This is a genomic window from Massilia sp. BHUDP2 (assembly GCF_046236355.1).
Taxonomy (GTDB): domain Bacteria; phylum Pseudomonadota; class Gammaproteobacteria; order Burkholderiales; family Burkholderiaceae_D; genus Telluria; species Telluria varians.
In genome coordinates this window covers 138,802-152,392 of sequence record NZ_JBJUVW010000002.1, presented here as the reverse complement: position 1 = coordinate 152,392, position 13,591 = coordinate 138,802, and the positions used below count along the sequence as shown (strand labels likewise).

12 protein-coding genes are annotated in these 13,591 nt (G+C 65.6%); 3 read left to right on the top strand and 9 right to left on the bottom strand.

Annotation, left to right across the window (positions count from 1 at the left end; translation table 11 throughout):
* Positions 1–184: 184 nt before the first annotated feature.
* Entirely contained in the window at positions 185–4,210 is a 4,026-nt protein-coding gene (gene purL / locus ACK6C6_RS11455; RefSeq protein ID WP_409267432.1) for a phosphoribosylformylglycinamidine synthase, read from the top strand.
* A 60-nt stretch (positions 4,211–4,270) separates the two neighbouring features.
* On the opposite strand, the gene ACK6C6_RS11450 is transcribed toward purL, so the two are convergent.
* Complete coding sequence (locus tag ACK6C6_RS11450; protein ID WP_409267431.1) at positions 4,271–4,720, bottom strand: hypothetical protein; 450 nt, start codon at positions 4,718–4,720, stop codon at positions 4,271–4,273.
* 90 nt (positions 4,721–4,810) lie between these two features.
* Positions 4,811–5,239, bottom strand: coding sequence for a hypothetical protein (locus ACK6C6_RS11445; protein WP_409267430.1), 429 nt, complete (start codon positions 5,237–5,239; stop codon positions 4,811–4,813).
* Positions 5,240–5,482: 243 nt separating this feature from the next.
* Between ACK6C6_RS11445 and ACK6C6_RS11440 the strand changes: the two genes are divergently transcribed.
* A complete protein-coding gene (locus ACK6C6_RS11440) occupies positions 5,483–6,061 on the top strand; it encodes a hypothetical protein (RefSeq protein WP_409267429.1) in 579 nt (192 codons plus the stop codon).
* A 64-nt stretch (positions 6,062–6,125) separates the two neighbouring features.
* Here the strand turns inward: ACK6C6_RS11440 and ACK6C6_RS11435 are convergent, their stop codons facing one another.
* The 6 genes from ACK6C6_RS11435 to ACK6C6_RS11410 all read right to left on the bottom strand — a co-directional run bounded on the left by ACK6C6_RS11435 (position 6,126) and on the right by ACK6C6_RS11410 (position 10,726).
* Positions 6,126–6,917: a peptidylprolyl isomerase gene (locus ACK6C6_RS11435; RefSeq protein WP_292043401.1), complete on the bottom strand. Its 792-nt coding sequence runs from the start codon at positions 6,915–6,917 to the stop codon at positions 6,126–6,128.
* Between the two features lie 81 nt (positions 6,918–6,998).
* Positions 6,999–7,778 (bottom strand): peptidyl-prolyl cis-trans isomerase, encoded by a 780-nt coding sequence (locus tag ACK6C6_RS11430; RefSeq protein WP_036206173.1) that lies wholly within the window; start codon positions 7,776–7,778, stop codon positions 6,999–7,001.
* 120 nt (positions 7,779–7,898) lie between these two features.
* On the bottom strand, positions 7,899–8,177 hold the full coding sequence (locus ACK6C6_RS11425; RefSeq protein WP_036206178.1) for a BolA family transcriptional regulator: 279 nt from the start codon (positions 8,175–8,177) through the stop codon (positions 7,899–7,901).
* Positions 8,167–8,808 (bottom strand): septation protein A, encoded by a 642-nt coding sequence (locus ACK6C6_RS11420; RefSeq protein ID WP_285379918.1) that lies wholly within the window; start codon positions 8,806–8,808, stop codon positions 8,167–8,169. Before ACK6C6_RS11420 ends, ACK6C6_RS11425 begins: the two co-directional genes overlap by 11 nt.
* 20 nt (positions 8,809–8,828) lie before the next feature.
* Positions 8,829–9,224: a peptide-methionine (R)-S-oxide reductase MsrB gene (msrB, locus tag ACK6C6_RS11415; protein ID WP_409267428.1), complete on the bottom strand. Its 396-nt coding sequence runs from the start codon at positions 9,222–9,224 to the stop codon at positions 8,829–8,831.
* A 35-nt stretch (positions 9,225–9,259) separates the two neighbouring features.
* On the bottom strand, positions 9,260–10,726 hold the full coding sequence (locus ACK6C6_RS11410) for a protein adenylyltransferase SelO (RefSeq protein WP_409268265.1): 1,467 nt from the start codon (positions 10,724–10,726) through the stop codon (positions 9,260–9,262).
* Between the two features lie 189 nt (positions 10,727–10,915).
* Here ACK6C6_RS11410 and ACK6C6_RS11405 point away from each other — a divergent pair, with 189 nt between their 5' ends.
* On the top strand, positions 10,916–12,580 hold the full coding sequence (locus ACK6C6_RS11405) for a 3-(methylthio)propionyl-CoA ligase (protein ID WP_409267427.1): 1,665 nt from the start codon (positions 10,916–10,918) through the stop codon (positions 12,578–12,580).
* 5 nt (positions 12,581–12,585) lie between these two features.
* On the opposite strand, the gene ACK6C6_RS11400 is transcribed toward ACK6C6_RS11405, so the two are convergent.
* Positions 12,586–13,581 (bottom strand): 2-hydroxyacid dehydrogenase, encoded by a 996-nt coding sequence (locus tag ACK6C6_RS11400; RefSeq protein ID WP_409267426.1) that lies wholly within the window; start codon positions 13,579–13,581, stop codon positions 12,586–12,588.
* Positions 13,582–13,591 lie beyond the last annotated feature (10 nt).

Here is a 13,591-nt window from a genome sequence, read left to right as displayed (position 1 = left end):
CGGTGCCCGCGCACCTCGTTTTAATGATGTTCTGCTTACAATACCGATAAGTTCCTGCAGGATCAAGAAATGTCCGTTCTACAAGGTTTGGACTGGTAGGAATGCAACGCTGCTTGGTGAGCCTGTATAATAGCGGGCTATCTTCCACCCAAGCAGCGACGCTGCATCAACCAACTTCTCAGCCATGTTGATTCTGCCGGGTTCCAACGCCCTGTCCGCCTTCCGTAGCCAACGCCTCCTGTCGCAACTCCAAGCCGTCGCACCATCGATTGCCGCAGTCCAGGCCCGCTTCTATCACTTCATCGACGCCAGCGCGCAGCTAGGCGTCGAAGACACCGAGCGCCTGTCGGCCATGCTCACCTATGGCGAGCCTGCGGCGCAGACGCTGTACGAGGGCGTGACCGAGGAGTTCTTCGTCATTCCGCGCCTGGGCACGATCTCGCCGTGGGCCTCGAAGGCCACCGACATCGCCCACAACTGCGGCATGCAGCACGTGCACCGCATCGAGCGCGGCGTCGGCTATACCGTCGTGCTCAAGGGCGGCATCCTCGGCACCGGCATTGGCGCGCCGAAAAAGCTGGGCGAGCAGGAGCTTGCCGCCGTCGCCGCGCTGCTGCACGACCGCATGACCGAGACCGTGCTGCGCAGCGCCGACGAGGCGCAGCGCCTGTTCGACGAACTCGAAGGCCGTCCGCTCGAGACCGTCGATGTGATCGGGCAGGGCCGCGAGGCGCTGGTGCGCGCCAACCTTGAATTGGGCCTGGCGATGTCGGTCGACGAGATCGACTACCTGCACGACGCCTTCACCAAGGCGCAGCGCAACCCGACCGACGTCGAGCTGATGATGTTCGCCCAGGCGAACAGCGAACACTGCCGCCACAAGATCTTCAACGCCGATTGGATCATCGACGGCGTCAAGCAGGACAAGTCGCTGTTCGGCATGATCAAGAACACCCACCAGCTGAACCCGCGCGGCACCGTGGTCGCCTACAGCGACAACTCCTCGATCATCGAGGGCGCCAGCGTGACCCGCTTCTTCCCGCGCCTCGGGCAGGAATACGGCGCGTCGACGGAGCTGACCCACATCCTGATGAAGGTCGAAACCCACAATCACCCGACCGCGATCTCGCCGTTCCCGGGCGCCTCCACCGGCGCCGGCGGCGAGATCCGCGACGAGGGCGCGACAGGGCGCGGCGCCAAGCCGAAGGCCGGCCTGACCGGCTTCACGGTGTCGAACCTGCTGCTGCCGGACGCCCAGCGTCCGTGGGAGAACGCGAGCGACGTCACCGCCGGCGAAAACGGCCGCGTGGACACGGTCTACGGCAAGCCGGAGCGCATCGCCTCGCCGCTGCAGATCATGATCGACGGCCCGATCGGCGGCGCCGCCTTCAGCAACGAGTTCGGCCGGCCGGTGCTGGGCGGTTACTTCCGTTCCTACGAGCAGAACGTGGGCGCGGCCGGCAACGTGTACGGCTACCACAAGCCGATCATGATCGCCGGCGGCATCGGCAACATCGCAGCAGAGCACACCCACAAGGACGAGATCCCGGTCGGCAGCCTCCTGATCCAGCTGGGCGGCCCGGGCATGCGCATCGGCATGGGCGGCTCGGCCGCGTCCTCGATGGCCACCGGCACCAATACCGCCGACCTGGACTTCGACTCGGTCCAGCGCGGCAACCCGGAGATGGAACGCCGGGCCCAGGAAGTCATCAACGGCTGCTGGCAGATGGGCGCGGACAACCCGATCATCTCGATCCACGACGTTGGCGCCGGCGGCCTGTCGAACGCCTTCCCGGAAATCGTCAACGACGCCAAGCGCGGCGCGCTGTTCGACCTGCGCAAGGTGCCCCTCGAGGAGAGTGGCATGGCGCCGAAGGAAATTTGGTCAAACGAGTCGCAAGAGCGATATGTGTTGGCGATTTCGCCGATGGACCTTGATAAATTTGCATCGCTATGCGAGCGCGAGCGTTGCCCCTACGCAGTCGTCGGCACCGCCACCGAAGAGCGCCAGCTGCGCGTGATCGACCCGCAGGCAGGTAATAGCCCGGTCGACATGCCGATGGACGTCCTGCTCGGCAAGCCGCCCAAGATGCTGCGCGACGTCGCGCACGTCAAGTATGACTTCCCGGCCATCATTCTCACCGGCATCGCGCTCGAGGAAGCGGCGCGCCGCGTCCTCTTGAACCCGACCGTGGCCGACAAGTCCTTCCTGATCACCATCGGCGACCGTAGCGTGGGCGGCATGACCGTGCGCGACCAGATGGTCGGCCCGTGGCAGGTGCCGGTGGCCGACTGCGCCGTCACCGCCATGTCCTATGAAGGCTTCGTGGGCGAAGCGATGGCGATGGGCGAGCGTACCCCGCTGGCCGTGATCGACGCCGCCGCCTCGGGCCGCATGGCCGTGGGCGAGGCGATCACCAACATCGCCGCCGCCGCGATCGACCAGATCGGCGACATCAAGCTGTCGGCCAACTGGATGGCCGCCTGCGGCCAGCCGGGCCAGGACGCCGCGCTTTTCGACACCGTCAAGGCGGTCGGCATGGAGCTGTGCCCGGCGCTGGGCGTGTCGATCCCGGTCGGCAAGGATTCGCTGTCCATGCGCACCACCTGGAACGACGAGGGCGCCGACAAGTCGGTAATCTCGCCGGTGTCCCTGATCGTGTCGTCCTTCGCATCGGTGCCGGACGTGCGCCGTTCGCTGACCCCGCAGCTGCGCACGGATCTGGGCGACACCGCCCTGGTGCTGGTCGACCTCGGCCGCGGCAAGAACCGCCTGGGTGCATCAAGCCTGGCGCAGGTGTTCCAGCAGATCGGCGACAGCGTCCCGGACGTGGATTCGGCCGACGACCTGAAGGCCTTCTTCAATGCCGTGCAGCGCCTCAACAAGGAAGGCAAGCTGCTGGCCTACCACGACCGTTCGGACGGCGGCCTGTTCGCGACGCTCTGTGAGATGGCCTTCGCCGGCCGCGCCGGCGTGTCGGTCAACCTCGACATCCTGACCATGGAAGGCGAGCACGCTTCCGACTGGGGCGATGCCAAGAACTGGACCACCCAGGTGGGCGAGCGCCGCAACGAGATGACCCTGCGCGCGCTGTTCAGCGAAGAGCTGGGCGCGGTGCTGCAGGTGCGCGCGGAGGACAAGCAGGCCGTGATGGCCGTGCTGCGCGAACTCGGCCTGGGCGCTTGCAGCCACATCATCGGCAAGCTGAACGACCGCGGCGTGATCGAATTCACCCGCGACGCCAAGCTCATCTACAGCGAGAAGCGCAGCAGCCTGCACCGCCTGTGGAGCGAGACCAGCTGGCGCATCGCGCGCCTGCGCGACAACCCGGACTGCGCCGACCAGGAATACGAGCGCCTGCTGGACGAAAGCGACCCGGGCCTGTCGCCGAAGCTGACCTTCGACCTGAGCGACAACGTGGCCGCGCCCTTCATTGCGACGGGTGTGCGTCCGCGCGTGGCGATCCTGCGCGAGCAGGGCGTGAACTCGCACATCGAGACCGCCTGGGTCATGCACCAGGCCGGCTTTGCCGCCGTCGACGTGCACATGAGCGACCTGATCGCGGGCCGCGCCAAGCTGGCGGACTTCCACGGCGTGATCGCCGTCGGCGGCTTCTCGTATGGCGACGTGCTGGGCGCGGGTGAGGGCTGGGCCAAGACCATCCTGTTCAACCCGCAGCTGTCGGATCAATTTGCCGCCTTCTTTGCGCGCCAGGACACCTTCGGCCTGGGCGTGTGCAACGGCTGCCAGATGCTGAGCAACCTGAAGTCGATCATCCCGGGCGCGCAGGCGTGGCCGAAGTTCACCCGCAACAAGTCGGAGCAGTTCGAAGCGCGCTTCGGCATGGTCGAGGTGCTGGACTCGCCGTCGATCTTCTTCGACGGCATGGCCGGCACCCATGCGCCGCTGGCAATTGCCCACGGCGAAGGCTTTGCCGACTTTTCGCTGACCGGCGACGTCAATGCAGTGGTGAAGTCGCTGCGCTACGTCGACAACCGCGGCCAGGCGACCGAAACCTATCCGTTCAACCCGAACGGTTCGCCGGGCGGCCTGACCGCGGTCACTACCGAAGACGGCCGCTTCACCGCGATGATGCCGCACGCCGAGCGCGTGTTCCGCACCGCCGTGCACTCGTGGGCCCCTAGCGGCTGGCCGGACGAGTCGCCGTGGATGCGCATGTTCCGCAACGCGCGCAAGTGGGTCGGCTGATCGGCTGAGCCAACGACAAAGAGCGCCTCCGCGGAGGCGCTTTTTTCATGGTGGAACGGGTCAGGTCGCCCAGACAGGCTGGTCCGGCGTACCGTTGCCGACCGGGGCAGGTTGGCCGCCGCCGGCGCCGCCAGTGCCGCCGGCGTCGTCCGCGGCCCCGCCGCCGCCCGCACCGGCGCCCCCAGGTTCAGGGACGAGGCCGGCACCACCGCTACCGCCGCCGGCGCCCGGCATCGGCTGGGTCTGCGGATCCGCGCCGCCTTGCCCGGCGCTGCCGCGGCTGGTCTGCGGTGCGCCCGGGGGCATCGCATTCGCCTCCGGCGGCGACTTCAGGAAGTCGCCCTGCTGGCTGTCGCCGCCATGGGCGCCGCCCGTGTAATGGCCCGCGTTCGATTGCACGCTGCCTGCGCCCGGGTCCTGGGGCGGCACCTCGTACTGCCACAGTCCGCCCTGGGAGGCGTTCTTGCCGTCCTGGCTGGCGGGTGCTGCTTTCGCTTGTTCCTTGTCCATGTCGTCCTCCTGTGGATCAAACGGCCCGATAGTAGCCGTCAAGGGAAAAAACGGGCGCTATGGAGGAAGCGCCCGGAGCAGATGGCGGAGTTAGCTGCGGTCGGTGCCGGCGGAGCCGCTCATGTTGCCGTCCGCATTGCTGGCCCCATCGTCAGGAGGGCCGCCAGCCGCGCCGCCCGTGGCCTGGGCTTTCCTGCTGGCCTCGATGCCGCCGATGGTGCCTGGCTCTGGATCGGTGGCGCTGCCGGCGCCGCTGAGCGGACGCCCCGCTGCGTTGACGTTGCTCTCGGCCGGCGCCTCGACGATACCGCCACCGTGGCCAGCCGCATTCGGCGTGTAGTGACCTGCGTTCGATTGGTCGGCGCCCGTACCGCTGCCCGGCGGTGGCACCTGGTAGCGCCACACCGCCTCGGTGGACTGATCGGCGCCGGCGCCGCCTGGCAAGCCCATGGTGTCGGCCGGGCCTTCACGGCCACCGTCGAGTGCTGGTCCATGCTGGGTGCGTTGTTCGCTGCTCATGCTGGTCTCCTGTTCGGTTGTCCTTGCTGATGATCTTAGTTGCTCTGGCAAATGCCTGAATAGGCGCACGCTCCGCGCGGCCGTAGGAGGCGTCCGAAGTGGATGCCTTGGAGTTCCGATAGGAAAAATATGTCCTGAAATCAAGCGCTTGCGTCGCTGAGTTGACGCAAATGCTGAGCTCGTATGCACGCGCATCATGGGGGCCTGACGGTCGGGACCGCCAACCATTTCCAGGAGTAAACCATGACTACACAGATCGGCTTCAAGCAGCTTGCGCACCGCCTCATCCTCGCCGCGGGTCTCCTGCTCGGGGTGGGGGCGGCCCCGACAGCGGCCTTGGCCAGCGAACCGGTGCGCGTTCAGCTTGGCGCCGGCACCTGCGACAGCGCGCTGCTGGCAGAAGGCGGCACCGCGGACGCGCTGCTGGCGGATTGCACCTGCCCACCCAAGGGCTGCGTCCGCACGCAGGGGTATTGGGGCAACAAGCCGGATGTCGTCTGGCCCAAGGGCTACTACCGCGACGCGCCGTTCTTCCGCAGCGGCCTGAGCTGGCAGCAGGTGCTGGACAGCCCGACCCGCGGCGACGCCTACTTCATCCTCGCGCACCAGTACATCGCGGCCGTGCTGAACATCGCCTCCGGCGCATCGGCGCCGAACAGCCTGCGTTCGATCGTGCTGGCCGCCGGCACCTGGTTCGGCAGCGCCACGCCGGGCACGTGTGTACGCGGCGCGTGCCAGCTGCAGCGCTCCTGGGCAAGCGTGCTGGACGAGTACAACAATGGCGACTACCCGGGCGCGCCCAAGCACTGCGACGAGGACTGAGCAGGGCAGCGGGCAATAAAAAAGCGCTCCCTCGGGAGCGCTTTTTCGTTCGGTAAGACCGTGCTTACTGGATCTTGGCCTTCTTGACCAGGCTTTCGCGGTACTGCGCCAGCTGGCGCTGCTGTAGCGATTCCGCGACCTGCTGCTTGACTTCGTCCAGGGCCGGGATCTTGGCCTGGCGCACGTCTTCCAGCTTGATCACGTGGAAGCCGTACTGGCTCTTGACCGGGGTGTCGGTGATGGCGCCTTTTTGCAGGGCAACCATGGCCTTCGAGAACTCAGGCACGTAGTTGGCCGGGCTTGCCCAGTCCAGGTCGCCGCCGTTGGCAGCCGAGCCGTCCTTCGAATGCTGCTTGGCCAGGTCTTCGAACTTGGAGCCGCTCTTGAGCTTGGTGATGATCGACTTCGCTTCGTCTTCGGTCGGGACCAGGATGTGGCGCGCGTGATATTCCTTGTCGCCCACCTGCGCCTTGTACTTGTCGTACTCGGCCTTGATGTCGGCATCCTTGATCGGGTTCTTCTTGACGTAGTCGGCCAGCATGGCGTTGATGATGATGCTCTGGCGGGCATTGTCGATCGCTGCCTTGACGTCGGCGCGGCCGCCGATGCCTTGCTTGTCGGCTTCCTGGATCAGGACTTCGCGGCCGATCAGGTCTTTCTTGATGGCGTCGCGCAGCTGTTGCGAATCGGTGGCGCGGCCTTGCGCGACCACTTGCTTGACCAGCTGGTCAACCTTTGCCGCCGGGATGGGCTTGCCATTGACGGTGGCGACGTTCTGCGCAATAGCAGGCGCGGCGATCATCGCGGCCGTGGCCAAGCTGATTGCCAAAGTCAGGCGGGCTGGCTTCAAAATCATTGTTAAGGTCCTATCTAAACACGAAAAAGTTCGCCGCAGGCGGCAAGAACCGGTGCCAACAGGCACCGGCGGTAGTACATCTTACTGCACCTTTGCCTTTTTGACCATTTGGTCACGGTAGTCAGCCAGCTTTTTCTGCGCCAGGGCATCCTGGATCTGCGGCTTGACTTCTTCCAGCGACGGCAGCTTGGCCGCACGGGTGTCGTCCAGCTTGATGACGTGGAAACCGTTGGCGGTCTTCACCGGCTTGTCGGTGACGCCGCCTTTTTGCAGGCCGGTGAAGCCGGCAGCGAATTCAGGCGGGAACGAGGACGGGGTGGCCCAGTCCAGGTCGCCGCCGTTGTTGGCGGTGCCGGTGTCCTTCGACTGCTTGGCCAGTTCCTCGAACTTGCTGCCGGCCTTGATCTTGGCGATCACGGCGTTGGCATCGGCTTCGGTATCGAGCAGGATGTGGCGTACGTGGTATTCCTTGTCGCCGGTCTGGGCCTTGAAGCGGTCGTACTCGGCCTTGATCTCGGCGTCGGTCACCGGGTTCTTCTGGATGTAGTCGCGGGCCAGCTGGTTCACGACGATGGCCTGGCGCGCGTTGTCGAGGGCGGCGCGCACTTCCGGCTTCTTGTCGTAGCCCTGCTTGATGGCTTCCTGCATCAGCACTTCGCGGGCGATCATCTCTTCCTTGATGGCCAGGCGCGTTTGCGGATTGTCCTGGGCCTGGCCGGCGGCGACCAGCTGCTTGACCGCTTCCTCGACACGCGAGGTCGGGATGGCTTTGCCGTTGACGACGGCGAGATTCTGCGCAAAGGCGGGTGCTGCGGACACGGCGATCAGCGCTAACAGCAGGCGTGCTGGCTTAAAAGTCATTTCTGGAATTCCTGTGGGAGGGGTGCTTGGACGAGATTTGATTAGTTCTTGTACTTCAAGTTCTGGTACTTAGCGTTACAGATTGTCGGCCACTATTCTTAAAGTAGACTGAAGATGAGTTCAAGGCGATTCCGACGGTGCGAGGGCCGTGATGGCCAGCGCATGGATTTCCGCCTTGTTGATCATTTCGTGAACGGCATCATACACAAGACGATGGCGCATGACTAGCGTGAGGCCCTGGAACTTCTCCGATACGATTTTCACGCTGTAATGGCTGCCGCCCGAGGCGGCGCCGGCGTGGCCGGCGTGCAGGTGCGAGTCGTCGGTGATGTCCAGCACGGACGGGTTGAGTTCGGCCTGCAGGCGCTCGCGCAGGCGTTCGGTACGGTTAGCTTCCATTTTGAGCATCCTCCTGAATATGTTTGGAGAGGAACAGCGATTGGATGATAATAAAGGCGAACAGGATGCCGCTGATGCCGAACAGCTTGAAACTGACCCAGGCGCCGGTATCGCTACGGAAGACCACGAACGCCATCAGGAGGTTCAGCAGGCCCAGCCCGATGAAGAAGGCGATCCATGCATACAGGACGCGGGTCCAGACCGCGTCCGGCAGGTTCATCGCGCCCCCGAGCGCCGAGCGCATCAGGTTCTTACGGTAGATCAGTTGCGCCAGCAGCAGGGCGACGCCGAAGGCCCAGTACAGGATGGTCGGCTTCCACTTGATGAAGGTGTCGTCGTGGAAGTAGATGGTGGCGCCGCCGGCCACCACCACCACGCCCAGCGACAGCCACAGCATGCCGTCGACCTTGCGGCGGCGCGCCAGCAGGTAGACGATCTGCAGCACCGTGGCGACGATCGTGACCGCGGTCGCCAGCAGGATCGGCGACTGCGCGGCCGGCACCGCGCCGCCCGAGATCAGGAAACCAAGGTGATCGGTGACAAGCCCGTGGGCCCATTCCTGGTTGTTTTCCCCATATTTGTAGATGCCGAAGAACAGGATCACCGGCAGCATGTCGAACAGGAACTTGATCATTGAGTTCTCCGCCTTCCTCAGAGGGGCTCGAAGCGCATGGCCGCCGAGTTGATGCAGTAGCGCAGGCCGGTGGGCGGCGGACCGTCCGGGAACACGTGCCCGAGGTGGGCGTCGCAGACGGCGCAGATGATCTCGGTACGCAGCATGCCGTGGCTGCGGTCGACCTTCTCGATGACATTATCCGGGTCGAGTGCACGGAAGTAGCTCGGCCAGCCGCAGCCGGAGTCGAACTTGGCGTCGGATTCGAACAGCGGGGTATCGCAGCAGACGCAGTGGTAGATGCCGTGCTCGTGGTGGTCCCAGTACTTGCCGGTGAAAGCGCGCTCGGTGGCGGCGTGGCGGGTCACCTGGTACTCCATCGGGTCCAGCCGGGCGCGCCACTCGGCGTCGCTCTTGGTCACTTTGTCGTTCATGACGGTTCCTTCTTGTGTCTCATGTTTCAGGTGGTTCAGGACGAGCAGCTCACTTCGAGGTGGGCTGCCCAATCGGGCGGCAGGGCCGCATACGATTCGTTCTCCGGCTGCTCGTCGAAGGGGCGCTCCAGGACGGCGAGCAGCTTGTGCACGCCGCTGAAATCGCCGTTCTGGGCTTGTTCGATCGCGGTCTGGGCCAGGTAGTTGCGCAGCACGTACTTCGGGTTGCTGCGGTGCATCGCGGCGCGGCGCAATGCGTCGCTGCTGTCCTCGAGCCGCAGGCGCGCGCGGTACTGGCCGGCCCAGGCGTCGAAGGCTTCGCGGTCGATGAACAGGTCGCGCACCGGCGCATCCTGTTCCACGCCGCCCTCGCGCGGCAAGTCGCCCAGGCGGCGGAAGAACAGGGTGAAATCGGCGTGGTTGGCCTGCAGCAGCTTGAACATGTCGTCGAACAGGGCGCTGTCTTCGTCGCGCGCGTCGAACAGGCCGAGCTTGGCATGCAGCAGCTCGTCCAGCCTGGCCCCGAAAGCAGGGCGGTAGACGTCCAGCGCTTCCTCGGTGTCCTCCGGGGTGCCGATCAAGGGCAGCAGGGCATTGCCGAGCGCGTAGCAGTTCCAGTGCCCCACCGGCACTTGGTTGGCGTAGGAATAGCGGCCGCCCTGGTCGGTATGGTTGCAGATGTGGTTGGCGTCGAACGCTTCCATGAAGCCGAAGGGGCCGTAGTCGAGCGTCAGGCCCAGGATCGACATATTGTCGGTGTTCATGACGCCATGCATGAAGCCGACCGCCTGCCAGCCGGCGATCATGTGGGCCGTGCGGCGCGTGACTTCGGCCAGCAGTTCCTTGTAGGGATTGGCGGCGCCAAGGAATTCCGGATACCAGTTCTTGATGACGTAGTCGGCCAGGATCCTCAATTCGTCCTGCTTGTTGCGGTAATGCCAGTGCTCGAAGGAACCGAAGCGCACGAAGGTCGGCGCCATCCGCGTCACCACGGCCGCGGTCTCGACGGTTTCGCGCATGACGCGCTGGTGCGAGCCAGTCAGCATCAGGGCGCGCGTGGTCGGAATGCCGAGCGCTGCCATGGCTTCCGAGCACAGGAATTCGCGGATCGAGGAGCGCAGCACCGCGCGGCCGTCGCCCATGCGCGAATAAGGCGTCAGGCCGGCGCCCTTGAGCTGCACTTCCATCGGGCCGTTCGGGCCCGGCAGGTCGCCGAGCGTGATCGCGCGTCCGTCGCCGAGCTGGCCGGCCCAGACGCCGAACTGGTGGCCCGAATAGACGGCTGACAGGGGCTGGGACCGCACCGCCACCTTGTTGCCGGTAAAAACCTCGACGAAATCGTCCCCGGCAAGCGCCTGCGGGTCGAGCGCTACCTGCGCCGCTGCGGATGCACTCGCAGCGATGAAATAGGGCGACGGCAAGGGCGTCGGCATCAGCCGGGTATAGAAGGCCGGCGGCAACTCGGCAAACGAGTTGTTGAAGGGGAGTTCGTCGGCTGTGATGGCAGCTCCTTCGGTAGTCGGTCGGCACGCTTATGCGTGTGGTATTGGCAGGATTCTACCGTACCGGGCCGATTCCATCGGCGCACGGCTGCATCCGGCCATGCTGCGGCGCGCAATCGAATTGCGTTGACGACAGCTCGAGCGGGAGTTGAAACTCGGAATTTGTTGTACTGAATATATGGAGACCTGATGAACGCTGCTGTGAACGCTTACCCGGCCAGTCCCCTGATGGGGCAGATGATGGACCAGCCGCTGCTGGTCTCGAACATCATCGAGTTCGCCGCCCGCCATTACGGCGCCAGCGAGATCGTCTCGCGCCGGGTCGAGGGCGACATCCACCGCACCACCTACCGCGAGCTGGAGGCGCGGGCGCGCCGCATGGCCCAGGCGCTGCAGGCGCTGGGCGTGGGCATGGGCGACCGGGTCGCCACGCTGGCCTGGAACGGCTACCGCCACATGGAGCTGTACTACGCGGTCTCGGGCTCGGGCGCGGTCCTGCATACGATCAACCCGCGCCTGCATCCGGAGCAGATCGCCTACATCATCAACCATGCCGAGGGCCAGTACCTGTTCTTCGACCTGACTTTCCTGCCTGCGATCGAGGCGATGGCGCGCCACTGCAAGACCATCAAGGGCTATGTGGCCATGTGCGGACGCGAGCACATGCCGCAGGAGACCGACATCCCGACCCTGCTGTGCTACGAGGACCTGATTGCCTCCGCCTCCGGCGAGTATGCCTGGCCGCAGTTCGACGAGCGTTCGGCGGCCAGCCTGTGCTACACCTCGGGCACCACGGGCAACCCGAAGGGTGCGCTGTACTCGCACCGCTCGACCGTGCTGCACGCGTATGCGTCCGCCATGCCGAACGCGCTCAACGTATCCGCCCGCGACACCGTGCTGCCGGTGGTGCCGATGTTCCATGTGAACGCCTGGGGCCTGCCGTATTCGGTGCCGCTGTCGGGGGCGAAGATGGTGTTCCCGGGGCCGGCACTGGACGGCAAGTCCCTGTACGAGCTGTTCGAGGCCGAAGGCGTCAGCTTCTCGGCCGGCGTGCCGACCGTCTGGCTCGGCCTGGTCAACCACGTGCTGCAGAACGATCTGCGCTTTTCCACCTTCCGGCGCACTGTGATCGGCGGCTCGGCCTGCCCGCCGGCCATGATGGACCTCCTGATCGACAAGCTGGGCGTCGAGGTGGTGCACGCCTGGGGCATGACCGAGATGTCGCCGCTCGGCACCGCCTGCACCCTGCTGGGCAAGCACCTGGCGCTGCCGCTTGAGACCCAGCGCGCCGTGCTGCGCAAGCAGGGACACGCCATCTACGGCGTCGACATGAAGATCGTGGACGACGACGGCAGCGAGCTGCCCTGGGACGGCGCCACCTACGGCCACCTCTTGGTGAAGGGCCCCTGGGTGGTGTCCGGCTACTTCCGCGGCGAGGGCGGGGATGTCCTGCAGGATGGCTGGTTCCCGACCGGCGACGTGGCCACCATCGACCCGGACGGATACCTGGCGATCACCGACCGCAGCAAGGACGTGATCAAGTCGGGCGGCGAGTGGATCGGCTCGATCGACCTGGAAAACATCGCCATGGCGCACCCGGCGGTGCTGCAGGCGGCCTGCATCGGCGTCGCGCACCCGAAGTGGGCCGAGCGCCCCTTGCTGGTGGTCGTCAAGCGTCCCGGCGCTTCGGTGTCGCGCGAGGAGTTGCTGGGCTTCTTCGAGGGCAAGGTGGCCAAGTGGTGGATCCCGGACGACGTGGTCTTTACCGAGGCGCTGCCGGTCGGCGGCACCGGCAAGATCCAGAAGAACAAGCTGCGCGACATCTACCAAGAGCACCGGCTGCCGACCGTTTGACGCCTTCAGGCCGGCGGCACGCGGTTGACCAGAGGTTCGCCGCGCTCGAAGGCGCTGATGCTGGCTATCGTGGTCTGCATGATCTGGCCGATCGCTTCCACCGTGAAGAAGGCCTGGTGGCCGGTGACGATCACGTTCGGGAAGGAGACCAGGCGCTGGATCACGTCGTCGCAGATGATGGTCGAGGACAGGTCCTGGAAGAACAGGTTGGCTTCCTGCTCGTAGACGTCGATCGCCAGGCCGCCGAGCTGACCGCTCTTGAGCGCCGCGATGGCGGCGTCGGTGTCGACCAGGCCGCCCCGGCTGGTGTTGACCAGGATGCTGCCGCGCTTGAGCCGTGCCAGGTTGTGTGCATTGATGATGTAGCGCGTCGCTTCCGTCAGTGGGCAGTGCAGCGACACCGCGTCGCTGCGCGCGAGCAGCTCGTCGACCGCGACATAGCTGCCGCCGGCCTCTTCGAAGCCCCGGCTCGGGTAAGGATCGTGGCCGAGGATGGTGCAGCCGAAACCGGTCATGATGCGGGCGAAGATCATGCCGATCTTGCCGGTGCCGATCACGCCGATGGTCTTGCCGTGCAGGTCGAAGCCCATCAGGCCCTCGAGGTCGAAATTGCCGTCGCGGGTGCGGGCGCTGGCGCGCGCGATCTTCCGGTTCACGCCCAGCAGCAGGCCTACCGCGAACTCGGCGACCGAATGGGGCGAATAGTCGGTGACGCGCACCACCTCGATGCCCAGCTGCGCGGCCGCCGCCACGTCGATCTGGTTGTAGCCGGTGGAGCGGGTCGCCACCAGCCGCGTGCCTTGCCGGGCCAGCGCGGCCAGCACCTGCGCGTCGACGCTGTCGTTGACGAACACGCAGACGGCTTCGCAGCCTTCGGCCAGGCTGGCGCTCGCCAGGGTCAGGCGGTCTTCAAAGAAGCGCAGCTCGTGCCCGGCATCCTGGTTGGCACGCGCCAGCAGGGTCTTGTCGTAGCGGCGCGCGCTGAATACGGCGGTCTTCATCGGATGCTTC

Excerpts from the sequence above, each read along its gene's own strand:
- ACK6C6_RS11430 (WP_036206173.1), bottom strand. The coding sequence starts at position 7,778 with ATGACTTTTAAGCCAGCACGCCTGCTGTTAGCGCTGATCGCCGTGTCC.
- ACK6C6_RS11440 (WP_409267429.1), top strand. The coding sequence starts at position 5,483 with ATGACTACACAGATCGGCTTCAAGCAGCTTGCGCACCGCCTCATCCTC.
- ACK6C6_RS11445 (WP_409267430.1), bottom strand. The coding sequence starts at position 5,239 with ATGAGCAGCGAACAACGCACCCAGCATGGACCAGCACTCGACGGTGGC.
- msrB (WP_409267428.1), bottom strand. The coding sequence starts at position 9,224 with ATGAACGACAAAGTGACCAAGAGCGACGCCGAGTGGCGCGCCCGGCTG.
- ACK6C6_RS11450 (WP_409267431.1), bottom strand. The coding sequence starts at position 4,720 with ATGGACAAGGAACAAGCGAAAGCAGCACCCGCCAGCCAGGACGGCAAG.
- ACK6C6_RS11405 (WP_409267427.1), top strand. The coding sequence starts at position 10,916 with ATGAACGCTGCTGTGAACGCTTACCCGGCCAGTCCCCTGATGGGGCAG.
- ACK6C6_RS11400 (WP_409267426.1), bottom strand. The coding sequence starts at position 13,581 with ATGAAGACCGCCGTATTCAGCGCGCGCCGCTACGACAAGACCCTGCTG.
- purL (WP_409267432.1), top strand. The coding sequence starts at position 185 with ATGTTGATTCTGCCGGGTTCCAACGCCCTGTCCGCCTTCCGTAGCCAA.
- ACK6C6_RS11435 (WP_292043401.1), bottom strand. The coding sequence starts at position 6,917 with ATGATTTTGAAGCCAGCCCGCCTGACTTTGGCAATCAGCTTGGCCACG.
- ACK6C6_RS11425 (WP_036206178.1), bottom strand. The coding sequence starts at position 8,177 with ATGGAAGCTAACCGTACCGAACGCCTGCGCGAGCGCCTGCAGGCCGAA.